The 24,177-nt window shown below is 72.9% G+C and carries 18 protein-coding genes and 1 pseudogene; 10 read left to right on the top strand and 9 right to left on the bottom strand.

All coding sequences use genetic code 11. The annotated features are described in order from the left end of the window. The coding region (locus L332_RS0115070; protein ID WP_031223532.1) for an IS110 family transposase at positions 1–355 on the bottom strand (355 nt) is incomplete at its 3' end. A gap of 447 nt (positions 356–802) precedes the next feature. Then, complete coding sequence (locus L332_RS21175) at positions 803–1,591, bottom strand: ZIP family metal transporter (protein WP_021010278.1); 789 nt, start codon at positions 1,589–1,591, stop codon at positions 803–805. A 62-nt stretch (positions 1,592–1,653) separates the two neighbouring features. Between L332_RS21175 and L332_RS21170 the strand changes: the two genes are divergently transcribed. Then, positions 1,654–3,105: an MFS transporter gene (locus tag L332_RS21170; protein ID WP_021010277.1), complete on the top strand. Its 1,452-nt coding sequence runs from the start codon at positions 1,654–1,656 to the stop codon at positions 3,103–3,105. 12 nt (positions 3,106–3,117) lie between these two features. On the opposite strand, the gene L332_RS21165 is transcribed toward L332_RS21170, so the two are convergent. Further along, positions 3,118–3,891, bottom strand: a complete 774-nt coding sequence (locus L332_RS21165) for an SDR family NAD(P)-dependent oxidoreductase (protein WP_021010276.1) — start codon at positions 3,889–3,891, stop codon at positions 3,118–3,120. A gap of 159 nt (positions 3,892–4,050) precedes the next feature. Between L332_RS21165 and L332_RS21160 the strand changes: the two genes are divergently transcribed. Both L332_RS21160 and metX read left to right on the top strand, forming a co-directional pair. Beyond that, the gene (locus L332_RS21160) at positions 4,051–5,367 is read left to right on the top strand and encodes a bifunctional o-acetylhomoserine/o-acetylserine sulfhydrylase (RefSeq protein ID WP_021010275.1); all 1,317 of its coding nucleotides are present in this window, start codon (positions 4,051–4,053) and stop codon (positions 5,365–5,367) included. Positions 5,368–5,393: 26 nt separating this feature from the next. After that, positions 5,394–6,602, top strand: coding sequence for a homoserine O-acetyltransferase MetX (gene metX, locus L332_RS21155; protein ID WP_021010274.1), 1,209 nt, complete (start codon positions 5,394–5,396; stop codon positions 6,600–6,602). A gap of 294 nt (positions 6,603–6,896) precedes the next feature. Here the strand turns inward: metX and L332_RS30730 are convergent. The 5 genes and pseudogenes from L332_RS30730 to L332_RS21135 all read right to left on the bottom strand — a co-directional run. After that, a pseudogene (locus tag L332_RS30730) lies at positions 6,897–7,616 on the bottom strand (glycosyltransferase 87 family protein); the annotation flags it as partial. A 188-nt stretch (positions 7,617–7,804) separates the two neighbouring features. Next, complete coding sequence (locus L332_RS21150) at positions 7,805–8,845, bottom strand: hemolysin family protein (RefSeq protein WP_021010272.1); 1,041 nt, start codon at positions 8,843–8,845, stop codon at positions 7,805–7,807. After that, complete coding sequence (locus L332_RS21145) at positions 8,842–10,173, bottom strand: hemolysin family protein (RefSeq protein WP_021010271.1); 1,332 nt, start codon at positions 10,171–10,173, stop codon at positions 8,842–8,844. Before L332_RS21145 ends, L332_RS21150 begins: the two co-directional genes overlap by 4 nt. A gap of 102 nt (positions 10,174–10,275) precedes the next feature. Beyond that, on the bottom strand, positions 10,276–11,718 hold the full coding sequence (gene guaB1, locus L332_RS21140; RefSeq protein WP_021010270.1) for a GMP reductase: 1,443 nt from the start codon (positions 11,716–11,718) through the stop codon (positions 10,276–10,278). 26 nt (positions 11,719–11,744) lie between these two features. Continuing rightward, complete coding sequence (locus L332_RS21135) at positions 11,745–13,313, bottom strand: bifunctional 3'-5' exonuclease/DNA polymerase (RefSeq protein WP_021010269.1); 1,569 nt, start codon at positions 13,311–13,313, stop codon at positions 11,745–11,747. Between the two features lie 74 nt (positions 13,314–13,387). Between L332_RS21135 and L332_RS21130 the strand changes: the two genes are divergently transcribed. The 6 genes from L332_RS21130 to L332_RS21105 all read left to right on the top strand — a co-directional run bounded on the left by L332_RS21130 (position 13,388) and on the right by L332_RS21105 (position 22,461). Then, on the top strand, positions 13,388–13,900 hold the full coding sequence (locus L332_RS21130) for an HNH endonuclease (RefSeq protein ID WP_031223529.1): 513 nt from the start codon (positions 13,388–13,390) through the stop codon (positions 13,898–13,900). Between the two features lie 98 nt (positions 13,901–13,998). Next, positions 13,999–17,811: a multifunctional oxoglutarate decarboxylase/oxoglutarate dehydrogenase thiamine pyrophosphate-binding subunit/dihydrolipoyllysine-residue succinyltransferase subunit gene (locus L332_RS21125; protein WP_021010267.1), complete on the top strand. Its 3,813-nt coding sequence runs from the start codon at positions 13,999–14,001 to the stop codon at positions 17,809–17,811. A 189-nt stretch (positions 17,812–18,000) separates the two neighbouring features. Then, entirely contained in the window at positions 18,001–19,545 is a 1,545-nt protein-coding gene (locus tag L332_RS21120) for a sugar transferase (protein WP_021010266.1), read from the top strand. Between the two features lie 26 nt (positions 19,546–19,571). Beyond that, positions 19,572–20,945, top strand: a complete 1,374-nt coding sequence (locus L332_RS21115; protein ID WP_021010265.1) for a glycosyltransferase family 4 protein — start codon at positions 19,572–19,574, stop codon at positions 20,943–20,945. Continuing rightward, positions 20,942–21,805, top strand: coding sequence for a glycosyltransferase (locus L332_RS21110; RefSeq protein WP_021010264.1), 864 nt, complete (start codon positions 20,942–20,944; stop codon positions 21,803–21,805). The genes L332_RS21115 and L332_RS21110 overlap by 4 nt, the downstream gene beginning before the upstream one ends. Continuing rightward, on the top strand, positions 21,802–22,461 hold the full coding sequence (locus L332_RS21105; protein ID WP_021010263.1) for a polysaccharide deacetylase family protein: 660 nt from the start codon (positions 21,802–21,804) through the stop codon (positions 22,459–22,461). Before L332_RS21110 ends, L332_RS21105 begins: the two co-directional genes overlap by 4 nt. Here the strand turns inward: L332_RS21105 and L332_RS0115060 are convergent. Then, entirely contained in the window at positions 22,378–22,887 is a 510-nt protein-coding gene (locus L332_RS0115060) for a VanZ family protein (RefSeq protein ID WP_081646076.1), read from the bottom strand. The genes L332_RS21105 and L332_RS0115060 overlap by 84 nt on opposite strands. Positions 22,888–23,027: 140 nt before the next feature. Here L332_RS0115060 and L332_RS30565 point away from each other — a divergent pair, with 140 nt between their 5' ends. After that, positions 23,028–24,161, top strand: a complete 1,134-nt coding sequence (locus tag L332_RS30565) for a hypothetical protein (protein ID WP_021010261.1) — start codon at positions 23,028–23,030, stop codon at positions 24,159–24,161. Positions 24,162–24,177: the final 16 nt, after the last annotated feature.

Genomic DNA, 24,177 nt, shown 5'->3' with positions numbered 1-24,177 from the left:
GCATGTCGTCGTCAGCCAGCGCGACCGCGGCGGCCGCGTATGCGTCGGCCGAGTCGGACTTGCCGCGACGGCGGCGCTGCTGCCGGGACGGCCGGATCACCTCCCGCACGTCGACACCCGCCGCCCGGAGATGATCAGCGAGACCGGCGCCGTACGAGGCGGTGCCCTCGACGCCGACGCGACGGATGCGGCCGAAGGAGCCAGCGAACGCGAGCAGCGCGGCGTAGCCGGCGCCGGTCGCGGGGAACCCGCTATCGCTGAGCCGGCGCCCTGTCGCATCGACCACCGCCGCGTGCAACGTGTCGGCGTGCGTGTCCACGCCGACGATGACTTCTCGGTCCTGGCTTGCCATCATGGTTGAGCCCTCATCTCATCTCTGGGCACCCGGCCAGGCGGGCAGACAGGACGTTGATGGGGCCTCTGAACCAGGCTCCTATGAGGTCATGACCGTCTGGCCGGCACCTACTTGCAGAAGCTCGTCGGCCGTGGACAGATCAAGTGAAAGACACGAAGTCAGTCAGTGGCTGAGCCACACGACCGACGAGCATCTCCATCATCAACGTCAGTGGCCCATGGTGGAATGCCCGCATGGATGAGTGGTCTCGGTCACCGCCGAGCGCGTCGGCCTCCACTCCCGGGTCACGCTGCGGGCTCGCGACGGCACGATCGACGTCGACATGTCGCATTCGAAGGCCGGGAGGCTGCAGGAGGCCGTGCGCCATCTCAGGGCGCCTGCCCCACTCGCCGCGCGCTGACCGCACGCCGCGATCGCGGCCGGGCCCGATGCGGCTGCTCGGCACGCTCAGGCGAGCGAGAGCACGAACGACAGCACGAAGCCCGCGGCCGTGCTCATCGCGACGGCGGGGCCGCCGTGCTCGTACGCCTCGGGCATGAGCGTGTCGGCGAGCGAGGCGATCACGGCGCCGGCGGCGAACGCGAGCGGGAGCGAGATCGTCTCGGCCTCGGCGCTCGCGAGCGGCCCGGCGCCCAGCACGACCGCGCCGACGAGCAGGAGCGCGCAGACCGACCACAGCCCGAGCACCTTGCGGCTCGACATCCCCTGCTCCTTCATCGAGGATGCGCCGACGAGCGCCTCGGGGAGGTTCGAGACGAAGATCGCCGCGAGCAGGGCGAGGCCGCCCGAGCCCTCGGTGAGCGAGACGCCGAGCGCGACGTTCTCGGGGACGCCGTCGAGCGTCACGGCGGCGAGCAGCGCGAGCCCGGCCGCGCCGCGCGTCGACGCCTTCGAGGCCCGCGCATCCGTCGCCGCCGCATCCGTGTCGAGCTTCGCGCTCCCCGCGACCTCGTCGGCGGGAGCGCCCTTGCCCGGCTGCGCGGCGCGATCGAGCAGTGCGCTCAGCAGCGTGAACACGAGCGCGCCGACGAGGAGGCCGATCGCCGCGCGCCAGATGCCGCCCATCTCGTAGGCGTCCTCGAAGAGCTCGAACGCGAGCGCAGTGACGAGCGCCCCGGCGGCGAACGAGAGCAGGATCGCGAGCACGCGCTTCGGCAGCTCGAAGCGCATCCCGACGAGCGCGCCCAGGATGAGCGCGCTCGAGGCGACCGCGCCGAACAGCAGAGCCTGCGGCATGCCTCAGGGTACGACCGGCGCCTCGTCGCCGCACAGGCCTGCGGAGGTGCCATGATGCACGCGTGTCGACGTCGCGCGCCGTGCCCCTCGCCCTCATCGGCTGGCTCGTGTGCGTCGAGCTGACGAGCGGCGTGCTGCAGGGCTGGTACGTCACGCTCACGCCCGACATCGCCCGCCACCTCGACGTCACCGACGCCGACGTCAACTGGTTCGAAGCCGGGCAGCTGCTGCTCTCGGCGCTCTTCGTGCCGATCCTCGCGAAGCTCGGCGACATGCACGGCCACAAGCGCATGCTGCTGCTCTCGACCGCGATCACGGCCGCGGCGAGCTGGTGGATCGCCTTCGCGGGCGACTTCACGAGCTACCTCATCGCCTTCTCGCTGCAGGGCGCCTACGCGGTGTGGCTGCCGCTCGAGGTCGCGCTCATCTTCGACCGCGGCCGCCGCACAGGCGTCGCGCCGTCGACCACCCGCCGCGCCGCGGGCCTGCTGGTCATCGCCCTCGAGGCGGGAGCGATCCTCGGCGCCCTCGGCTCCGCCGCCGCCCTCGGCGCCTTCGGCGACGCGATCCCGCCGACCCTCATGGTGCCGGCCGCGATAGTGACGCTCACGTTCTTCGCGATCCTCTGGGGCGTGCCGGAGTCGGAGCCGCTCCCCGACCGCCGCCTCGACGCGGGCGGCTTCGTGCTGCTCGCGCTCTCGCTCCTCACCATCACCTCTGGCCTCACGTTCCTCAAGATCGGCGGGCTCGAGGCGTGGTGGGGCTGGGCCGTCATGGCGCTCGGCGTGCTGCTGCTCCTCCCCTTCGGCCGCTGGGTGCTCGGCAAGACCGATCCCGCGATCGACCTGCGCGTCATGCGGCAGCCGTCGATGTGGCCCGTGCAGCTCACCGCGGGACTCGTCGGCGTGAGCCTGCTCGGCGCGCAGACGCCGCTCGCGACCTACGCCGGCACGGATCCCTCGCTCGGCTACGGCCTGGGGCTCGACGCGACCGGCCGCTCGCTCCTCATCGGGGTCTACCTGCTCGCGCTCATCGTCGGCGCCGGCGCGCTCGCCGCGCTCTCCACGCGCATCCGACCCCGACTGCTGCTCATCATCGCTTCGACGCTCGTCGGCGTCGGCTACCTGCTGCTCGTGCCGTTCCACCTCGAGGTCTGGCAGGTCTTCGCCTGCATGGCGGTCGCGGGCATCGGCTCGGGCGCGCTCGTCGGCGCGCTGCCCGCAGCGGCGGCGGCCGCCGCGCCGCGGGGGCAGACGGGCGTCGCGACCGGCATGACGAACACGACGAAGACGATCGGCGGCTCGTTCGCCTCCTCGATCTTCGCGATCGTGCTCGCGGTCGGCGCCGTCGGCACCGCCGCGAGCCTCGGCGGCTACATCGTCGTGTGGATCATCTGCGGCGTGACGGCGCTCGTCGCCGCAGCGGCGCTCGTCGCGGTGCCGCGGCTCGCGTTCGCCGACCCCGAGCCGGTCATCGAGGCCATCCCCGGCGCGACGCCGGCGCCGCGCTCGTAGGCGGCCAGAGGATCAGTCCTTCGCGGTCAGCGGCCCGCGGTGGACGATCCACGGATGCGTCTGCGCGACCGGCTTGATGATCGTCTCGTCGACCGAGACGTGGCCGGGCAGCGCGAGGATGTCGGTCATGACGCGCGCGACGTCGTCCGCCGAGAGGGGGTCCTGCACGTCCTTGTAGACCGCATCCGCCTTCTCCTTGTCGCCCTCGAACCGCACGAGGCTGAACTCCTCGGTCCAGACCATGCCCGGCGCGACCTCCATGACGCGGATCGGCTCGCCCGCGAGCTCGAGCCGCAGCACGTCGACGAGCTGCTTCTCGGCCGACTTCGCCGCGTTGTAGCCCGAGCCGCCCGTGTAGGGCACCGTCGCCGCGATCGACGTCACGACCATGATCTCGGCGTAGGAGCCGTCGCGCGTCGATTCGCGCAGGAGCGGCAGCAGCGCGTCGATGACGCGCTTCGTGCCGATGACGTTGGCCTCGAACATCCAGCGCCAGTCGTCGATCGACGTCTCGGCGAGGGGCGCCGCGCCCTTCGCACCGCCCGCGACCTGCACGAGCCCCGTCGGGCGGAACGCCGCCGCCGCCTCCGCGAGCCGCGCGATGTCGCCCTCGTCGGTGAGGTCGGCCGCGAGGATCTCGCAGCCGGTGTCGCGCTGCAGCGCCTCGAGCCGCTCGGCGCGGCGCGCGACCGCGAGCACGCGCCAGCCGCGCTCGACCGCCTGGCGCGCGACCGCCTCCCCGATGCCGCTCGATGCTCCCGTGACGACGATCCGCTTCTCGCTCATGCCGCCATGCAAGCAGGCGGCGGCCGATCGGCGCCACTCGGCCCGAGACCCGCGGAGCCGGAGTGTTACGCCGTGCGACGCGGTCGGCTGGCCCGATCGCGCGATCGACCGCACGATGGAGCACGACCCAGCTCGGCATCGACCCGCAAGGAGCACTCCATGAGCGACTGGAAGTTCGAGACCCTCCAGGTCCACGCGGGCGCGCAGCCCGACCCGACGACGAAGGCGCGCATCACGCCCGTCTACCGCACGACCTCCTACGTGTTCGACAGCACCGAGCACGCTGCCCGCCTGTTCGGCCTCGCCGAGCTCGGCAACATCTACTCGCGCATCATGAACCCGACCAACGACGTCGTCGAGCAGCGCCTCGCGGCGCTCGAAGGGGGCAGCGCCGCCCTCCTGCTCGCGTCGGGCCAGGCCGCGAGCACCTACGCCGTGCTCAACATCGCGAGCGCCGGCGACCACATCGTCTCGTCGTCGTCGATCTACGGCGGCACCTACAACCTCTTCAGCTTCACGCTCAAGCGGCTCGGCATCGACGTCACCTTCGTCGAGGACCAGGACGACCTCGACGAGTGGCGCCGCGCCATCCGCCCCGAGACGAAGCTGCTCTTCGCCGAGACGATCGGCAACCCGCGCATCAACCTGCTCGACATCGCGGGCGTCTCGAGCGTCGCGCACGACGCCGGCGTGCCGCTCATCGTCGACAACACGATCGCGACGCCCTACCTCATCCGCCCGCTCGAGCACGGCGCCGACATCGTCATCCACTCGGCGACGAAGTTCCTCGGCGGCCACGGCTCGGTCGTCGCGGGCGCGATCGTCGATGGCGGCCGCTTCGCGTGGTCGGAGTCCGACAAGTTCCCGGGCCTCACGACGCCGGACGAGTCGTACCACGGCGTGACCTACACCGAGGCGCTCGGCGACGCGATCGCCTACATCCTCAAGGCGCGCGTCACGCTCCTCCGCGACGTCGGCGCATCCGCCGCACCCGACACCGCGTGGCAGCTGCTGCAGGGCATCGAGACGCTCTCGCTGCGCCTCGACCGCCACGTCGAGAACGCGACCGCCGTCGCGCGCTTCCTCGAGGCACACCCGCAGGTCGCGGCCGTGCACTACGCGGGCCTCGAGTCGAGCCCGTGGCACGAGCGCGGCCGCGAGCTCGCGCCGCGCGGCACCGGCGCCGTGCTCTCGTTCGAGCTGCGCGGCGGCGTCGAGGCCGGCAAGGCGCTCGTCGAGTCGCTCGAGCTCTTCAGCCACCTCGCCAACATCGGCGACGTGCGCTCGCTCGTCATCCACCCCGCGTCGACGACGCACGCGCAGCTCACGCCCGAGCAGCAGCTGAGCGCGGGCGTCACGCCAGGGCTCGTGCGCCTCTCGGTCGGCATCGAGCACGTCGACGACCTCATCGCCGACCTCGGTCGCGGCCTCGACGCCGCCGCCGCGAAGTCGGCGGAGCTCTCGGCGAGCGCCTGAGCGCTGACGGGCACGGGCGGGCACGCGTGGACTGGCAGCTGAGCGACGACGCGCAGCCGGCCTCGCGCGTGCCCGCGGCGCGGCTCGTCGAGGCGCAGCCCGACGCGCGCCCCGTGCCCGTCACGGGCGCGTGGCGACCGGGCGACGACCCCGGCGAGCGGCGCTTCGCCCGCATCGGCGACGTCGAGACCGAGTCGGGCGGCACGATCCCGGATGCGGTGCTCGCGTTCGAGACGTGGGGTCGCCTCGACGAGCCCGCGGAGAACGCCGTGCTCGTGCTGCACGCGCTCACGGGCGACAGCCACGTGCGCGGACCCGCCGGCCCGGGCCACGCGACGGCCGGCTGGTGGGAGGACGTCGTGGGCCCCGGCCGCGCGATCGACACCGACCGCTTCTTCGTCGTCGCCCCCAACATGCTCGGCGGCTGCCAGGGCTCGACGGGGCCGGCCTCGCTCGACCGCGACGGCCGCGAGTGGGGCTCGCGCTTCCCGCGCGTGACCGTGCGCGACCAGGTCGAGGCCCAGCGCCGGCTCGCCGACCAGCTCGGCATCCGCCGCTGGCACGCGGTCGTCGGCGGTTCGATGGGCGGGATGCACGCGCTCGAGTGGGCCGTCGCGCTCCCCGAGCGCGTCGGCTCGGCCGCGCTGCTCGCCTCGAACGCCGCGACGAGCGCCGACCAGATCGCCCAGAACACCCTGCAGATCGAGGCCGTCACGACCGATCCCGGCTGGCTCGGCGGCGACTTCTACGACCTGCCCGGCCACGCGGGTCCCGCGCGCGGCCTCGCCCTCGCGCGGCGCATGGCGATGCTCGGCTACCGCTCGCAGCAGGAGCTCAACGAGCGCTTCCGCCGGGAGTGGCAGTCGAGCGTCGACCCGCTCCACGGCGGGCGCTTCCAGGTGGAGTCGTACCTCGACGTGCACGGCAACCGCTTCACGCGGCGCTTCGACGCGGGCTCCTACGTGCGGCTCGTCGACGCGATGTCGACGCACGACGTCGGCCGCGGCCGCGGCGGCGTCGAGGCCGCGCTCGAGCGCGTCACGGCGCCGACGCTCGTCGTCGGCATCTCGAGCGACCGGCTCTTCCCGGTCGCCGACCAGCGGCGGCTCGCCTCAGGGATCCCGACGAGCGTCTCGGGCGCCGAGCCGGTCGTGCTCGAGAGCGGCTTCGGCCACGACGCGTTCCTCATCGAGTCGGGCCGCGTCGGCGACCTGCTCTCGACGCTCCTGGGCTGACGCGCCGACGGGGCCGACGCGCGTCGCCCGCACGAGCATCCACACCGCGCCGACGAGCAGCGCGACGTGCAGCGCGTTCCGCACCGTGAGGAGCGCGACCGCCGCGGGGTGCGCCGCGACGAGCCAGTCGTAGGTCCACGGGAACTGCAGCTGCGTGAGCGCCGCGACGAGCGCGATCGCGCCGACGCCGATCCAGTGCCGCCGCGCTCCCGCCTCGGCGAGCAGCAGCGCGGGCACGAAGAGCCAGAGCACGAACTGGGGCGATCCGACCTTGTTCGTCACGATCATCGCCTCGACGAGCGCGACCGCGAGCCACACGATCGCCTCGCGCCGGTGCGCGCGGCGCACGGCGAGCGCACCGAGCGCGCCGATCGCGAGCACCGCCGCGACGAGCACCGGGGTCGCGAGCGCCGCGACCGAGCCGACGCCGTCGCCCTCGACCTGGAACGTGTAGATCTGCCGGTCGAAGAGCACCTGCGCCTCGCCCGCGCTCGCGAGCCACAGGTAGGGCGTCGCCGCGACCGCCTCGATCTGCAGCCCGCGGTCGTCCTGCTCGGTCAGGAACGAGAGCGCGTGCTGCGAGCCGAGGAGCGCCGCGAGCGCGAGCACCGCTGCCGAGACGAGCGCGCCCCCCGCGACCACGCGCATCCGCTCGCGCCGCGCGACGAGCAGCGCGAGCCACAGCACGCCCGGCCAGACCTTCATCCACGCGCCGATCGTGAACAGGGCCGCCGCGACGCCCGGCCGGTCGCTCCGCAGCGCGACGATCGCGATGACGCACAGCGCGACGACGACCGTGTCGATGCGAGCGATCGCGACGGGGCCGAGCGCCACGAGCAGCGCGAGCCACGCCCACGCCATCACGAGCCCGCGCGGCACGCGCAGCAGCAGCGCGAGCGCGACCGCGTCGAGCGCCGTGACGAGCAGCATCCACACGAGCGGCAGCGCCGCGGTGCCGAAGGCGCTCGACGCGAGGATCGGCGCCCACGCGAGCAGCGGGTAGACCCACGGCACGTCGACGCCGAGCCACTGCCCCGGCCGGCCTTCGCCGCCGAGCCCCTGCTCGACCCAGAACGGGTAGACGGTCAGCACGTCGCCGTACGCGTCCGAGACGCTCGGCAGCGCGAGGATCGCGAGCAGCGCGTGCACGCCGCCGAACGCGAGCCACAGCCACGATCGAGCCTGGCACGCCCGAGCCTGGCTCAGAAGAGCCTCCTGGTCGCGTCGCGCACCTCGCCGACGAGCTCCTCGATGATGTCCTCGAGGAACAGCAGCCCCGTCGTGTCGCCGTTCGCGTCGAACGAGCGCGCGATGTGCGCGCCGGTGGAGCGCATGAGCGCGAGGGCGTCCTCGAGCTCGGCGTCCTGGTAGATCGAGGCGAGCTGGCGGATGCGCTTGGCCGGCACAGGCACGTCCATCTCGGCGTCGTCGGCCCCGAGCACGTCCTTCACGTGCACGTACCCGCTCGGCATGCCCTCGGCATCCGACACGACGTAGCGCGAGAAGCCGCGCTCGCGCACGGCGGCCTCGAGGTCGGCCGGCGTCGCGCGCGCGGGCAGCGTGACGATCTCGTCGAGCGGGAGCGCGACGTCGCGCACGCGGCGCTCGGTGAACTCGAACGTGCGCGAGATCGCGCCCGTCGGGTCGAAGAGCACGCCCTCGCGCTTCGAGGTCTCGACGATCGTCTCGACCTCGTCGATCGTGAAGGCGCTCGCCGCCTCGGCGACCGGCTGCACGCGGAACAGGCGCAGGATGCCGTTCGCGACCTCGTTCATCGCCCAGATGACGGGCTTGAAGATGCGCGAGATCAGCACGAGCGGCGGCGCGAGCAGCAGCACGGCGCGGTCGGGCACCGAGAACGCGGCGTTCTTCGGCACCATCTCGCCGAGCACGACGTGCAGGTAGGTCACGAGCAGCAGCGCGATGACGAACGCGACGACCGAGACGACCTCGGGCGCGAGGCCCGTCCACTCGAGCGGTCCCTCGAGCAGGTGGTGGATCGCCGGCTCGGAGACGTTGAGGATGAGCAGCGAGCAGATCGTGATGCCGAGCTGGCACATCGCGAGCATGAGCGAGACGTGCTCCATCGCCCACAGCGCGAGCTTCGCCGCGCGGTTGCCGCGGTCGGCGAGCGGCTCGATCTGGCTGCGGCGCGCGGAGATGACCGCGAACTCGGCGCCGACGAAGAACGCGTTGGCCGCGAGCAGGATGACGAGCCACAGGATGCCGAGCCAGTCGTTCATCGCTCCCCCTCCGCGGCCTCGCGGGCCGGCTCGCTCGCCGGCTCGTCCTCGATGAAGCGCACGCGATCGACGCGCCGCCCGTCGACCCGGTCGACGCGCAGCGTGCCGCCCTCGACGCGCACGGTGTCGCCGACGCTCGGCAGCGTGCCGAGCTCGGCCATGATGAAGCCGCCGATCGTCTCGAACGGGCCCTCCTCCGGCACGGCGACGCGCGCGCGCTCGAGCAGCTCGTCGGGCCGGAAGGAGCCGGGGAACGTCACCCAGCCGGGGCCGCGCACGACCTCGACGTGCATGCGGTCGTGCTCGTCGGAGACCTCGCCGACGACCTCCTCGACGAGGTCCTCGAGGGTCACGATGCCGGCGGTGCCGCCGTACTCGTCGACGACGACCGCCATCTGGTAGCCGCGCTCCTTGAGGTCGCCGAGCAGCGCGTCGAGGTGCACCGACTCGGGCACGCGGTGCGGCTCCTCTGCGATCGCGGCGACCGGCACGTCGGCGCGCCGCTCGCGCGGCACCGAGATCGCCTGCTTGACGTGCGCGATGCCGAGCACCTCGTCGAGGTCGCCGTCGACGACCGGGAAGCGGCTGAGGCCCGTCTGGTGCGCGAGCTGCACGAGGTCGGCGACGGATGCGCTGCGCTCGATCGCCTGCACGCGCGGCCTGGGCGTCATGACGTCGCCCGCCGAGAGCTCGGAGAAGCGCAGCGTGCGGGAGAGCAGCGTCGCGGCGCCGACGTCGAGCGCGCCCTCCATGGCGCTGCGGCGCACGAGCGTCGAGAGCTCCTCGGCCGTGCGGGCGCCCGAGAGCTCCTCCTTCGGCTCGAGGCCGATCGAGCGCAGGATGCCGTTGGCCGAGCCGTTGAGGCCGAGCACCGCGGGCCGGAAGACCGCGGTGAACGCGCGCTGGAACGGCGTGACGCCGATCGCGGTGCCGAGCGGCTTCGCGAGCGCGAGGTTCTTGGGCACGAGCTCGCCGACGATCATCGAGAGGATCGTCGCGCCCGTCATGGCGATGACGCTCGAGACGGGGCCGGCGACGCCCTCGGCGAGTCCCCACGAGACGAGCACGGGCGAGAGCTGCCGCGAGATCGCGGGCTCCATCGTGTAGCCCGTCAGGAGCGTCGTGAGGGTGATGCCGAGCTGCGCGCTCGAGAGGTGCGTCGAGGTCTGGCGGAGCGCCTTGATCGTGCCGTCGAGGCGCTTCTCGCCGCGCTCGCGGCGCGCTTCGAGATCCGCGCGATCGAGGTTGACGAGCGCGAACTCGCTCGCGACGAAGAGGCCGGTCCCGACGGTGAGGATGACGCCGATGCCGATGAGCAGCGCATCCATCAACGGGTCGGTTCCGGCCGCGGACTATGACTGTTGTCGTCGTTCACGGCGACATTCTAGTCGAGCGGCATCGGTGCATCCCCGCTGCCGGGGCGCCGCTCGTCACCACGAGACCGGGAGGGCCTTGCCCTCCTCGTAGCCGGCCGCCGACTGCACGCCGACGCGCGCCCGCTCGCGGAACGCGGGCACCGAGTCGGCGCCCGCGTACGTGAAGGAGGAGCGCACGCCAGCGGTGATCATGTCGACGAGGTCCTCGACGCTCGGGCGCGCGGGGTCGAGCAGGATCGTCGAGGTCGAGATGCCCTCGGCGAAGAGCTGCTTGCGCGCGAGCTCGTAGGCGTCGAGCTGCCCGAAGCGGCCCACGACCGCGCGCGTCGACGCCATCCCCCACGACTCCTTGAAGAGCCGCCCCTGCGCGTCGCGCTGCAGGCGACCGGGGGCCTCGATCGTGCCCGCGAACCACGAGCCGATCATGACGCTCGAGGCGCCCGCGGCGAGCGCGAGCGCGACGTCGCGCGGGTAGCGCACGCCGCCGTCGGCCCACACGCGCGCGCCGAGCTCGAGCGCCGTCGCCGACGTGTCGAGCACGGCCGAGAACTGCGGGCGGCCGACCGCCGTCATCATCCGGGTCGTGCACATCGCGCCCGGGCCGACGCCGACCTTGAGGATCGAGGCCCCCGCCGCGACGAGGTCGCGCACGCCGTCGGACGAGACGATGTTGCCCGCCGCGATCGGGAGCTCGTCCCCGACGGCCGCGCGCACCGCCTCGAGCGCGCGGAGCATGCCGGCCTGGTGGCCGTGGGCGGTGTCGACGACGATGACGTCGGCGCCCGCCTCGACGAGTGCGGCCGCCTTCGCGCCCGGGTCGCCGTTGATGCCGACCGCCGCGGCGACGCTGAGCCTGCCGGCGGTGTCGAGCGCGGGGCGGTAGATGTCGGCGCGGAGCGCGCCGAGCCGCGAGGCGAAGCCGATGAGGCGGCCGTCGTCGACGACGGGCGCGACCGCGACGCCCTCGCGCTCGAGCGCCGCGAACATCGACCGGCCGTCGGCGACGTCGGCGGGCGCGAGCTCGGGCAGGCGCGAGTGGAGCAGGTCGCCGAGCGTCGCGTCGGGCAGCGCGTGGCCGAGCCGCTCGGCCGGGATCGCGCCGAGCAGCGCGCCGTCGGCGTCCTCGACCGCGACCGCGTGGCCCTCGAGGGCCGGGACGCGCTCGAGCACGTCCTGCACGACGTCGCCGGGCGCTGCGCGGTGCGGCGACTCGAGGGCGATGGGCTGCGCCTTGACCCACGCGATCGACGCCACGGTCTGCTCGAGCGGCGGGTCCTGCGTGAGCACGGCGAGCCCGCCGCGGCGCGCGAGCGTCGCCGCCATGCGGGGGCCCGTGACCGAGTTCATGTTCGACGCGACGAGCGGGAGCGTCGCGCTCGTGCCGTCGTCGGGGGCGAGGTCGACCGCCATGCGCGACCCGACATCGCTGCGACTGGGGACGAGGAAGACGTCGGAGTAGGTGAGGTCGTGCTCCGGGACGTCGTCGATGAAGCGCATGCTCCCAGGGTAGAGCGCCGGATGCGTCAGCCCTTCGCCTGCCCCCAGTCGTCGACGACCGCCGTCTGCACCGGGAACTCGACCGGGAAGTCGCCGAAGAGCAGCCGGCCGGCGAGCGCCGCGGCATCGCGGATCGCCTCGGCCACGGCCTCGGCATCGGCCTCGGGCGCCTGCACGATGACCTCGTCGTGCAGGAAGCACACGAGCGCGGCCCCGTCGACGTCGGCGATCGCGCGCCGCACGCACGCCATCCACGCGAGCGCCCACTCGGCGGCGGTGCCCTGCACGACGAAGTTGCGCGTGAAGCGGCCCCACGCGCGCGCCCGCGCCTCGCCGCGCTCATCGCTCGGCCACCGCGGCGGCTCGGGCGAGGTGCGGCCGAGCCACGTGCGCACGCGCTCGCGCCGCTCCCCCGCGCGCGCCGCGGACTCCACCGCCGCCATCGCGCGCGGGTAGGCGCGCGCGAGCCGCGGCAGCACGAGCGCCGCCTGCCCGCGCGTGCCGCCGTAGAGCGCGCCGAGCATGCCGACCTTCGCCTGCTCGCGGCTCGCGACGACGCCGCGATCGACGAGCCCGCGGTAGAGGTCGGCGCCCCTGCCCGCCTCGGCGAGGCCCTCGTCGCGCGCGAGCGCGGCGAGCGCGCGCGGCTCGAGCTGTGCGGCGTCGGCGACGACGAGGCGCATGCCCGGCTCCGCCGCGACCGCGCCGCGGATCTGCCGCGCGATCTGCATCGCGCCCGACCCCTCCGTCGCCCAGCGGCCGGTGACGACGCCGCCGGGCACGTACTCGATGCGCAGCCGGGTGCGGCCCCGCTCGTCGACGCGCGCCCAGCGCTTCGCCCACGCCCAGCCGTTCGCGGTGTGCAGGCGCGCGAGCCGCTTGTAGGCGATGAGCGGCTCGATCGCGGGATGCTCGAGGTCGCGCAGCTCCCACCGCGCGGTCGAGGTCGCGTCGAGGCCCGCGCGGCGGAGCGCCCGCAGCACGTCCTGCGGCGAGTCGGGGTTGAGCGACGGGTCGCCGAGCGCGTCGCGCACGGCGGCCGCGAGCTCCTCCATGCGCGCCGGCCGGCCCGCCGAGCGCTCGCCGAGCGCCTCGACGAGGAGCGCGTCGTGCCGCGCGACGTCGAAGGGCAGGCCCTCGCGGCCGAGCTCGACCGCGACGACCGCGCCCATCGACTCGGCCGCCGCGAGCATCGCGAGCCCCGCGTCGTCGCCGATCGCCGCCTCCTGCGCGCGCAGCTGCTCGGCCACGGCCGCGACCCCCTCCGGCTCCGGCGCGAGCGAGAAGAGCGCGTCGGCGCCCGCCTCGAGCGGTCGCGACCAGCGCTCCTCGAGCGGAAGTCCCCTCGCCTGGACGAGGATGCGGTGCACGAGCCGGAGGTCGCGCACCCGCTCGATGCGCACGCCCGCGCCGAGCAGCGCGGGAGCGATCGCGCGCGCGTCCTGCCACACGAGCCGCGCGCCCGGCGACCCGAGCCGCTCGTCGTCGGCGACGCGCGCCGCCTCGTGGACCCGTGCATCCGCCGCGCCGCCACGCTCGAGCGCGGCCACCGCGATGCGGGCGCCGCGCTCGAGCGGCACGACCGCGAGATCCATGCCTGCACGCTAGTGCGCGCATCCCACATGCGCTTCATAGCCCTCGTGCGGCACGATGGTGCTGGAGATCCGCGATGGCAGCGCAAGTGGTGGTGCTCAACGCGACGCTCGAGCCCATCGGCGTCGCCTCGCTGCAGCGCGCGGTCGCGTTCCTCGTCAAGGAGCGGGCGCAGATCATGCTCGCCGCGGACGGCATGATCCGCTCGAACTCGATCGAGCTGCCCGTGCCGCGCGTCGTGGTCTTCAACGACTACGTGCGGATCCCGCACACGCGGCTGTATGACCGCATGCCGTGGAGCCGGCGCGGCGTGCTCGACCGCGACGGCCGGCGCTGCGCGTACTGCGAGGCGCCCGGCGCGACGATCGACCACATCCACCCCGCTTCGCGCGGCGGCGAGTCGACGTGGCTCAACACCATCACCGCGTGCGTGGCGTGCAACGGGGCGAAGGGCGACCGCACCCCGGCGGAGGCGGGCATGCCGCTGCGCTTCGAGCCCCGCGTCGTGTGGCGCCGCGAGGTGCTGATGCTCGCGGTCGAGGCGACCGGGGTCGACCTCGCCGAGCTCGGCGTGCTCCCTCGGCCCTGACGCGCGGAGCGCCCAGCGCGCGCCACTATGCTGGAGGGCAGTGTCGCCGCGGAGTGCCTGCGGCGTGCCCGCGAGAATCGGAAGAGGCGATCGATACCGTGTCCAGCCCTGCGGACGACAGCGATTTCGGAGCGAACGAGTGGCTCGTCGAGGAGCAGTACCAGCTGTTCATCAAGGACAGGAGCTCCGTCGCCCAGTCGTGGTGGCCCATCCTCGAGCGCTACGCGGCGCAGCGCTCCTCCGGCGAGGCTGAGACGAGCATGAGCGAGACGCCCAAGGCGCCCGCCGCCGCGCCGCCGGCTCCCGCCGCCGCGCCCGCCGCGCCCAAGCAGCCCGCGCCGCCCCGCAAGCCCGTGCGCGCGGAGTCGCGCCCGCCGAAGCCCGTCGACTCGGGCGAGGCGCAGGCGACGCAGGACTCGACGCGCGCCGACGCGATGGGCCCGGCAGAGACGCCCGCGCCCGCGAAGGCCGAGGGCGCGATCGTCGCGAAGACCACCCGCCAGGCCGCTCGCCCGACGCCCGTGCCCGCCGACGCGCCGAGCGCGAGCGAGAAGCAGGCGGCGAAGGGCGAGGAGCGGAAGGCCGACGAGCCCGTCGTCACGACGCTCCGCGGCATGCCGAAGACGCTCGCCGCCAACATGGACAAGTCGCTCTCGGTGCCGACCGCCACGAGCGTGCGCACCGTGCCGGCGAAGCTCATGATCGACCAGCGCATCGTGATCAACAACCACCTGCGCCGCACGCGCGGCGGCAAGGTGTCGTTCACGCACATCATCGGCTACGCGCTCGTGCAGGCGCTCAAGGCGTTCCCGAGCCAGAACGTCTACTACGACGAGATCGACGGCAAGCCCTCGATGGTCGCGCCGCCGCACGTCAACCTCGGCATCGCGATCGACATCCCGAAGCCCGACGGCACGCGCGCGCTGCTCGTGCCGAGCATCAAGGGCTGCGAGTCGATGGACTTCTCGGAGTTCGTCGCCGCCTACGAGGCGCTCGTGAAGAAGGCACGCGCCAACAAGCTCGACGCGGCCGACTTCGCGGGCACGACGATCTCGCTCACGAACCCCGGCGGCATCGGCACCGTGCACTCGGTGCCCCGCCTCATGCAGGGCCAGGGCTGCATCATCGGCGTCGGCGCGCTCGACTACCCGGCCGAGTTCATGGGCGCGAGCCCCGAGCGGCTCGCCGAGGCGGGCGTCGGCAAGACCGTGACGATGACGTCGACCTACGACCACCGCGTCATCCAGGGCGCCGGCTCGGGCGAGTTCCTCAAGATCGTGCACGGGCTGCTCGTCGGCGAGCAGGACTTCTACCGCGGCATCTTCGCCGACCTCCGCATCCCCTACGAGCCCATCAAGTGGTCGACGGATGTGTCGGTGCGGGAGTCGGACGAGCTCTCGAAGCAGACGCGCGTCGCGCAGCTCATCAACCAGTTCCGCGTGCGCGGCCACCTGATGGCCGACATCGACCCGCTCGAGTACGTGCAGCGCACGCACCCGGACCTCGAGATCGAGCACCACGGCCTGTCGTTCTGGGATCTCGACCGCGAGTTCGTCACGGGCGGGTTCGGCGGCAAGCGCTCGGCGCTGCTGCGCGACATCCTCGGCGTGCTGCGCGACTCGTACTGCCGCACGATCGGCGTCGAGTACATGCACATCCCTGACCCGGCGCAGCGCCAGTGGTTCCAGAGCCACCTCGAGGTGCCGTACGTCAAGCCGACGCACGACGAGCAGATGCGCATCCTGCGCAAGCTCAACGAGGCCGAGGCGTTCGAGACCTTCCTGCAGACGAAGTACGTCGGCCAGAAGCGCTTCTCGCTCGAGGGCGCCGAGTCGATGATCGCCTTCCTCGACTCCGTGCTCGCGGGCGCGGCCGCCGCGGGCCTCGACGAGGTCGCGATCGGCATGCCGCACCGCGGCCGCCTCAACGTGCTCACCTCGATCGCCGGCAAGACCTATGGCCAGGTGTTCCAGGAGTTCGAGGGCGCCGCGGTCTTCCAGGGCTCGGGCGACGTCAAGTACCACCTGGGCAACGAGGGCGAGTTCACCGCCGCCGACGGCTCGACCGTGCCGGTCTACCTCGCGGCGAACCCCTCGCACCTCGAGGCGGTCAACGGCGTGCTCGAGGGCATCGTGCGCGCGAAGCAGGACCGGCTCGGCAACGGGGAGCAGTCGGTGCTGCCGATCCTCGTGCACGGCGACGCCGCGAACGCCGGCCAGGGCGTCGTGTTCGAGACGCACCAACTCTCGCAGCTGCGCGCGTACCAGACGGGCGGCACGGTGCACCTCGTCGTGAACAACCAGGTCGGCTTCACGACCCCTCCGACCGAGTCGCGCTCCTCGACCTACGCGACCGACATCGCGAAGGCGATCCACGCGCCCGTGCTGCACGTGAACGGCGACGACCCCGAGGCCGTCGTGCGCGTCGCGGAGCTCGCGTTCCAGTACCGCCAGGAGTTCAAGCGCGACATCGTCGTCGACCTCATCTGCTACCGCCGCCGCGGGCACAACGAGGGCGATGACCCGACCATGACGCAGCCGCTCATGTACTCGCTCATCGAGGCGAAGCGCTCGGTGCGCGCGCTCTACGCCGAGAACCTCGTCGGCCGCGGCGACATCACCGAGGAGGAGTACCAGGAGGCGCAGGCCGACTTCCAGGCGAAGCTCGAGCAGGCCTTCATGGAGACCCACGCGGCCGCGACCGGCTCGATGCCGATCGTGACGCCCGCCGCCTTCCAGCAGGCCGCCGGCGAGCCGGAGTCGACCGGGGTGGACGCATCCGTCATCGCCGCGATCGGCGACGCGCACGGCAACGCGCCCGACGGCTTCGCCGTGCACCCGAAGGTCAAGCAGGTGCTCGACAAGCGCGTCAAGGCGAGCCGCGAGGGCGGCGTCGACTGGGCGTTCGGCGAGCTGCTCGCGCTCGGCTCGCTGCTGCTCGAGGGCACCCCGGTGCGCATGTCGGGGCAGGACACGCGGCGGGGCACGTTCGTGCAGCGCCACGCGGTCATGCACGACCGGAACAACGGCCAGGAGTGGCTGCCGCTCGCAAACCTCGGCCCGGAGCAGGCCCGGCTGTCGATCTACGACTCGCTGCTGAGCGAGTACGCCGCGATGGCCTTCGAGTACGGCTACTCCGTCGAGCGCCCTGACGCGCTCGTGCTGTGGGAGGCGCAGTTCGGCGACTTCGCGAACGGCGCGCAGATCGTGATCGACGAGTTCATCGCCTCGGCCGAGCAGAAGTGGAACCAGCACTCCTCGCTCGTGCTGCTGCTGCCGCACGGCTACGAGGGCGCCGGTCCCGACCACTCGTCGGGCCGCATCGAGCGCTTCCTGCAGCTCGCGGCCGAGGACAACATGACGATCGCGCGCCCGTCGACGCCGGCGAACCACTTCCACCTGCTGCGCCGCCAGGCCTACGCCCGGCCGCGCCGACCGCTCATCGTCTTCACGCCGAAGGCGATGCTGCGCCTGCGCGACGCGACGAGCGGCCTCGAGGACTTCACGAGCGGCAGCTTCCAGACGGTGATCGACGATCAGCAGGTGCAGGACCCGGCCGCCGTCACGCGCGTGCTGCTGCACTCGGGCAAGATCCACTACGACCTGAAGGCCGAGGCCGCGAAGCGCGGCCGGAGCGACGTCGCCCTCGTGCGGGTCGAGCAGCTCTACCCGCTGCCGATCGACGAGATCAACGACGCGGTCGACCGCTACCCGAACGCGCAGCTCGTGTGGGTGCAGGAGGAGCCGCTCAACCAGGGCGCGTGGCCGTTCATGCACCTCGCGCTCCCCCGCCACCTGCACGGCCGCACGCTCAAGGTCGTCGGGCGCCCGGCATCCGCGAGCCCCGCGACCGGATCGGCGAAGCGCTCCTCGCAGGAGCTCGCCGCGATCCTGGAGTCCGCCCTGGGCTGACCCTTGGACTCGACCCTGGAGCGCTGAGCAACCGCTCAAGCCCACCCGCAGATCCCCGCACGGTTCCGTCCGTGCGGGGATCTGCGCTTGCCGCTGACGAGATCCGCTCATACGTTGCGATAACAGTGTTACCGCGCATCGGCGGGGCACCTTCGACGGGGAAGCGGGTGATGTCGAGTGCAGCGAGTGATGGGCTCCGCGCAACCGAGCCTCGCGCCGCGCCGCCGCCCCTGGGCCACGAGCACTGCCGGCGCCGGTCCCGTCGCCTTCGAGCTGCCGGGCGCGCGGTCGCCCCGCTCCACCTCGACGCTCGCTCGACGGCTGCGATGGGAGCGCCGCGCGCACGACCGGCTGCTCGTCACCGATCTGCTCGTCGTCCTCGGCGCGACCGCGATCGACGCGATCGCCGCGAGCTCCTTCGCGACGGAGCTCGCTCCCGTGCCGCCCGAGCGTCTCGTGGGCGCTCCGCTCCTGACCGCGGCGGTGTGGCTGGCCATGCTCGCGGCCACGCGCTCGCGCGACGCGAGCGTGCTGGGCTCGGGGGTGCGAGAGTACCGTCGAGTCGCGCACGCGACCGGGCTGGCCTTCGCTCTGCTCGCGGCCGCGGCGCTCGTGGGCGATTGGCCCGAGCTGCGCCTCCAGCTGCTCGTCGGGATCCCGATCGGCCTGCTCGCCCTGCTGATCGGGCGGTGGCAGTGGCGTCGCTGGCTCATCGCACGGCGCAGGGAGGGCGAGTGGGCGTCGCGCACGATCCTGGTCGGCGAGCGCGACGAGATCGCGTACGTGCTCGAGCGGCTGAGTGCGGCCCGCGATCTGAGCTACCACGTCGTCGGCGCCGCGGTGCGGGGCGACCCGGGCGAGCCGCTCGAGCTGCGCGGTCGGCGCGTTCCGGTGCTCTCCACGACCGCGAGCGTCGCCGAGAACGCCGAGCGCATGAGCGCCGACACCGTCATCCTCGCCGCGAGCACCGATGCCGATCCCGAGTACCTCACCCGCTTGCGGCGGGAGCTCGAGGGCACGTGCGCGGAGCTCGTGCTGTTCTCCCGACTCACCGATGTCGCCGGACCGCGCATCTCGTTCCGGCCCATCGATGGCCTGCCGCTCATCCAGGTGCGGATCCCGACCTTCGACGGGGGCAGGCACAGCCTGAAGCGCGCCCTCGACATCGGCGTCTCCGCGTGCGCGCTGCTCGTCGTCGGCATCGTCGCGGTGCCGATCGCGATCGCGATCAAGCTCGACTCCCCCGGCCCCGTGCTGTTCCGGCAGCAGCGCGTCGGGCGCGACGGGCAGAGCTTCGCCATGCTGAAGTTCCGCACGATGCACGTCGACGCCGAGGCCCGGCTCGAGGAGCTGCGCGCGCTCAACGAGGCGGCCGGCCCGCTCTTCAAGCTCAAGGACGATCCGCGGATCACCCGCGTCGGCGGCTTCCTGCGGCGCCACTCGCTCGACGAGCTGCCGCAGTTCTGGAACGCGCTGCGCGGTGACATGAGCGTCGTCGGCCCGCGTCCCCCGCTGCCGAACGAGGCGACCGGCTACGACGAGGTGGTCAAGCGGCGGCTCTACCTCAAGCCCGGCATCACGGGGCTGTGGCAGATCAGCGGGCGCAGCGACCTCAGCTGGCAGGAGAGCGTGCGCCTCGACCTCCGCTACGTCGAGAACTGGTCGGTGATGGAGGACCTCATGATTATCGCGAAGACAGCCCGGCTCGTCGTCCATCCGGCGGGCGCGTACTGACCATGGGGCCAGCTCGCGGAGCAGCGATGAGCCACGTCCTGATCATCGTCCAGAACCTCTCGGTGCCGCTCGACCGCCGCGTGTGGCTCGAGTGCCAAGCGCTGGTCGCACGAGGGTACCGAGTGAGCGTCATCTGCCCCAAGGGACCAGGCGACCCCGGCTTCCGCGAGCTCGACGGGGTTGAGATCCACGCCTACGCGCCCGCTCCGGAAGCCCACGGGCTCGTCGGCTTCGCTTGGGAGTTCGCCTACAGCTGGCTCCGCACCGCCGGGCTCACGGTGCGCGTGCGCAGCCGGGGCCGCTTCGACGTCATCCAGGCGTGCAACCCGCCTGATACCTACTGGCTGCTCGCCCTGCTCTGGCGTCCCTTCGGCGTCCGCTTCGTCTTCGATCACCACGACCTCAACCCCGAGCTGTTCCGGTCGCGCTTCGGCGAGCCGGAGACGCTGCTCCAGCGGCTCGAGCATCGCGCGCTCCTATGGCTCGAGCGCCGGTCGTTCCGGGCAGCAGATCGCGTCATCTCCACGAACACGTCGTACCGCGCGATCGCGATCGCTCGAGGCGGTCGTGACCCCGACGTCGTCACCGTCGTGCGCAGCGGCCCCGACACCGACCAGATGCGCCCCATCTATCCGGAGCGCCCCCGGGCGGAGGACGAGGTCGGGCTCGTGTACGTCGGGATCATGGGGCCGCAGGACGGCGTCGAGCACGTGCTGCTCGTGATGGACGAGCTCGTCCACCGGCGTGGTCGCACGAACGTCTCCGCGACCCTGCTCGGCTTCGGGGACTGCCTGGAGGCCCTTGAGGCCCAGTCGAGCGCGCTCGGCCTGGACGGGCACGTGACGTTCACGGGGCGCGTCGATCGCGTCGAGCTCGCGGAGCACCTCAGCCGCGCTGACATCGGGCTGTGTCCCGATCCGAAGACGCCGCTCAACGACGTCTCCACGATGAACAAGACGATGGAGTACATGGCCTACGCGCTTCCGAGCGTCGCGTTCGACCTCGTCGAGACGCGCGTGTCAGGCGGCGACTCGGTGCTGTACGCGCCGTCGGGCGATGTCGCGGCGTTCGCCGACCACGTCGAGGCGCTCATCGACGACCCGGGCCGCCGTGGCGAGCTCGGTCTCGCCGCGCGCGCCAGGGTGCGCGCGGTGCTCGACTGGCGCCCGCAAGCCGAGGCGTACGTCGCCGTGTACGACTCGCTGACCGGTCATCGCCATCCCGGGCCCGCGGTGCCGGCGACGGCGACGACGCCGGAGACCGACGCCCGGGGACGACGGTTCGTCGACCTCGCCGACTCGGCGGAGCTGCGGCGCTTCGTGATCGAGCGCTCGGCTCCGCGCAGCGAGCGCGCCGCCGCCCCGGTCGACGAGGGCGCCCGGGCGAGGGCCGCGTCATGATCAGCGTGATCATCGCCGCGCACGACGAGGAGGCGGTGCTCGGGGCTTGCCTCGACGCGATCGACCGCCAGACCGCGATCGATCGCGTGCAGGTAGTCGTGAGCGCCAACGGGTGCACCGACGACACGGTCGGCGTCGCGCGGCGGCGCGGGGCGATCGTGATCGACCGGGCCGAGGCAGGCAAGGCGGCCGCGCTGAACGCCGCCGACGATGTCGCCACGGGATTCCCCCGCGTCTACCTCGACGCCGACATCATCGTGCCGCCCGACGGGCTGTCACGGCTGACCGCCGCGCTCCGCGACGGCACGCTCGCGGCGGTGCCTCGTCGGATCCTGGAGACCGGCGGCAGCTCGCTGCTCGTGAAGGCGTACTGCGCCATCAACGAGCGGCTGCCCGCGTTCCGCGACGGCCTGTACGGCCGAGGCCTCGTCGTCCTGTCCGCGGAGGGTCGCGCTCGGTTCGACCGCTTCCCCGAGATGATCGCCGACGATCTCTTCCTCGACGGGCAGTTCGACGGAGCCGAGAAGCGCGAGGTCGCCGACGTGCGCGTGGTCGTCCAGGCGCCGCGCTCGACCCGCGCGCTCTACCGGCGCCTCGTGCGGGTGCGGCGGGGCAATGCTGAACTGCGCACCGCGGCGGCGCGGGGAGCGGTCGGCGCGACCGTGCGCGGCTCCGACCGCTGGGCCTGGCTGCGGGACGTCGTGGGGCCGCGCCCGTGGCTGGCCCCGGCCGCCGTGCCGTACGTCGCGCTCACCGCCGCGGCAGCCGCCGGCGCGCTGCGCACGGGGCGGGGCGATTGGGGACGCGACCAGACCACCCGCGCTCACGGCGCGGTCGTCCGCGCACGGACGGCACCGTGAGCACCACGACCCTCCTGTGCTTCCACGGCATCGGCACGTGCCGCGAGGAGCGGGAGCCCGGCGAATCCCGCTACTGGGTGACCCAGGATGCGTTCCAGCGGATGCTCGACGAGGTCGCCGATGCGCCTCGAGCGGGGCTGAGCTTCGACGACGGCAACCGGTCCGACGTCGACATCGCGCTCCCGGCCCTCGAGGAGCGGGGCCTGACCGCGACGTTCTTCGCGCTCGCCGGCCGGCTCGACGACCCCGCGAGCCTCTCGGCTGGCGATCTGCGCGCGCTCGCGGGAGCGGGGATGCGCATCGGGTCGCACGGCTGGCGCCACATCCCATGGCACGGCATGAGCGACGCCGACGCCCAGCGCGAGATCGTCGATGCGCGAGCGGCGCTCGCGGAGGCGGGCGGCACCCCGGTCACGGAGGCTGCGCTCCCGCTCGGGCGATACGGCCGGCGCACCCTCCATCGCCTGCGCGCCGCATCCTACGAGGCCGTCTACTCGAGCGACCGCTTCCCTGCTCGCGACGGCGCCTGGCTCCGACCCCGCTACAGCGTCACCGCGAGCGATCCGCCAGCGTCAGTGCGGCGGATCCTGCTCGGTCGCTTCCGCCTCGAGGAGCGGCGGAACGCGCTGGCCAGCGCTGTCAAGCGATTGCGCTGAGGGCTTGGCGACCGACGCACCCGTGCGTCGCGCAGCGGCCAGCCACGCGAGCGCGGCGCCGAGGGCGGCGCCGAGCACGTTCGCGGCGACGTCGCGCAGGCTCGGCTCCCTCGACGGCATGAGCGCCTGCGCGAGCTCCGCGGCCGCCGACAGCACGAGCGCGAGCGCGATGCCCTGCCAGCGCCTGCGGAACAGCAGCGCGAGGAGCGCGCCGAGCGGCACGAAGAGCACGACGTTCGCGCCGGCTTCGATCCAGCCATCGCCGAAGGCCGGCATCCCCGCTGCCGCACGGACGCCGTCGCCGATCGCTCGCACCAACTCGCTGTAGCCGAGCGGCACGAGCAGGACGACCAGCACGGCGAGCGCGTAGGCGCCGAGCGCGATGATGACCGCCCGAGCAGGCCGCGATGGCACTGGCGAAGTCATGGCACGCCCCTGTGACGGAGGAGTATCCAGCCTCCATTACAATGTTACGCATGGCAACCCTGGGAAATGCTGAGCATACCGTCAAGAAAAGATCACGACACACCTCCTCGCCCCGTCGCGGGAGCCGCACCCGATCGCGGGTGAGCGCTGTCATCGTCGGCGCTCTGGCCCTCAGCGGCGCGATGATCGTCGCGCCGGCCGTCGGCCCGCAAGCGAACGACGACGCCGCCGTGGCGGCAGTCGACTACGGGACCGGCAAGCACTTCGGGACCGGCAAGCACTTCGGGAACGGCCGCTACCACTGGAGGATCCCGCGGGTCCCGGCTCCGGCGCCGATCCTGGACCCGGCCCCGGCGCCTGCGCCGGCCCCCGCCCCCGAGCCCGCGCCCGAGCCCGCCCCCGAGCCGACTCCCGCTCCGGAGCCCGCGCCCGAGCCCGCACCCGCCCCGCCGGCGGCTCCGGCGAACCCCGGCGGCATCGTGGTGCTGGACCGCAGCTTCCCGTCGGCCGCGACGACCGGTGTGCCTGATGGCACGGCGCTCACCCCCTACACGGGCCCGTGCACGATCACCGCCGACGGCGTCGTCATCGACAGCAGCGTCATCGACTGCGATCTGCGCGTCCACGGACAGGACCTGCAGATCACCAACTCGGTCATCAACGGCACCATCCACAGCGCCTCGAGCAGCGCCTCGTTCGCCATGATCGACAGCGAGGTCCACATGCCTCCCGTCACGGGGACCGGCGTGGGCGACTCGAACTTCGTCCTCACGCGCGTCGAGGTGACCGGGGGGAACCGCTCGGTGAACTGCGCGGCCGACTGCACGGTCCAGGACTCCTACCTGCACGGGCAGTACACCGACCACCGCGGCATCGACCACGCCTCCGCGATCCGGATGGGCGCGAACAGCACGATCCGCAACAACACGATCACGTGCGAGGCCGCTCCGGTGCTGCCGGACGCCGGTTGCTCCGCCGCCCTGACCGGCTACGGCGACTTCGGCGTCGTGCAGAACAACATCATCGACGGCAACCTGATCGACGGTGGCCCCGACGGCTCGATGGGCTTCTGCGCCTACGGTGGCTCGACCCCGGGCAAGCCGTTCTCGGAAGGCGTGAACAACATCCGCTTCACCAACAACGTCTTCATGCGCGGTCCGAGCGGCAAGTGCGGGATCTGGGGGCCGATCGTGGCCTTCGACGCCGCCGCACCAGGCAACGTCTGGTCGAACAACCTCTGGGAGGACGGCGCGGTCGCGCCTTCGGCGAACTGACGAGGAGCCATCGCTC

This window comes from Agrococcus pavilionensis RW1 (assembly GCF_000400485.1).
Classification (GTDB): Bacteria; Actinomycetota; Actinomycetes; order Actinomycetales; family Microbacteriaceae; genus Agrococcus; species Agrococcus pavilionensis.
Note: the sequence above shows the minus strand (reverse complement) of the source record. Positions and strands in the feature narration are given on the sequence as shown.

What these genes read in the sequence shown, in the direction of transcription:
- L332_RS21135 (WP_021010269.1), bottom strand. Translation starts at nt 13,313, where the DNA reads ATGGATCTCGCGGTCGTGCCGCTCGAGCGCGGCGCCCGCATCGCGGTG.
- L332_RS21165 (WP_021010276.1), bottom strand. Translation starts at nt 3,891, where the DNA reads ATGAGCGAGAAGCGGATCGTCGTCACGGGAGCATCGAGCGGCATCGGG.
- L332_RS21160 (WP_021010275.1), top strand. Translation starts at nt 4,051, where the DNA reads ATGAGCGACTGGAAGTTCGAGACCCTCCAGGTCCACGCGGGCGCGCAG.
- L332_RS21120 (WP_021010266.1), top strand. Translation starts at nt 18,001, where the DNA reads ATGGGCTCCGCGCAACCGAGCCTCGCGCCGCGCCGCCGCCCCTGGGCC.
- L332_RS21115 (WP_021010265.1), top strand. Translation starts at nt 19,572, where the DNA reads ATGAGCCACGTCCTGATCATCGTCCAGAACCTCTCGGTGCCGCTCGAC.
- L332_RS21150 (WP_021010272.1), bottom strand. Translation starts at nt 8,845, where the DNA reads ATGAACGACTGGCTCGGCATCCTGTGGCTCGTCATCCTGCTCGCGGCC.
- L332_RS0115060 (WP_081646076.1), bottom strand. Translation starts at nt 22,887, where the DNA reads ATGACTTCGCCAGTGCCATCGCGGCCTGCTCGGGCGGTCATCATCGCG.
- L332_RS21130 (WP_031223529.1), top strand. Translation starts at nt 13,388, where the DNA reads ATGGCAGCGCAAGTGGTGGTGCTCAACGCGACGCTCGAGCCCATCGGC.
- L332_RS21175 (WP_021010278.1), bottom strand. Translation starts at nt 1,591, where the DNA reads ATGCCGCAGGCTCTGCTGTTCGGCGCGGTCGCCTCGAGCGCGCTCATC.
- guaB1 (WP_021010270.1), bottom strand. Translation starts at nt 11,718, where the DNA reads ATGCGCTTCATCGACGACGTCCCGGAGCACGACCTCACCTACTCCGAC.
- L332_RS21110 (WP_021010264.1), top strand. Translation starts at nt 20,942, where the DNA reads ATGATCAGCGTGATCATCGCCGCGCACGACGAGGAGGCGGTGCTCGGG.
- L332_RS21145 (WP_021010271.1), bottom strand. Translation starts at nt 10,173, where the DNA reads ATGGATGCGCTGCTCATCGGCATCGGCGTCATCCTCACCGTCGGGACC.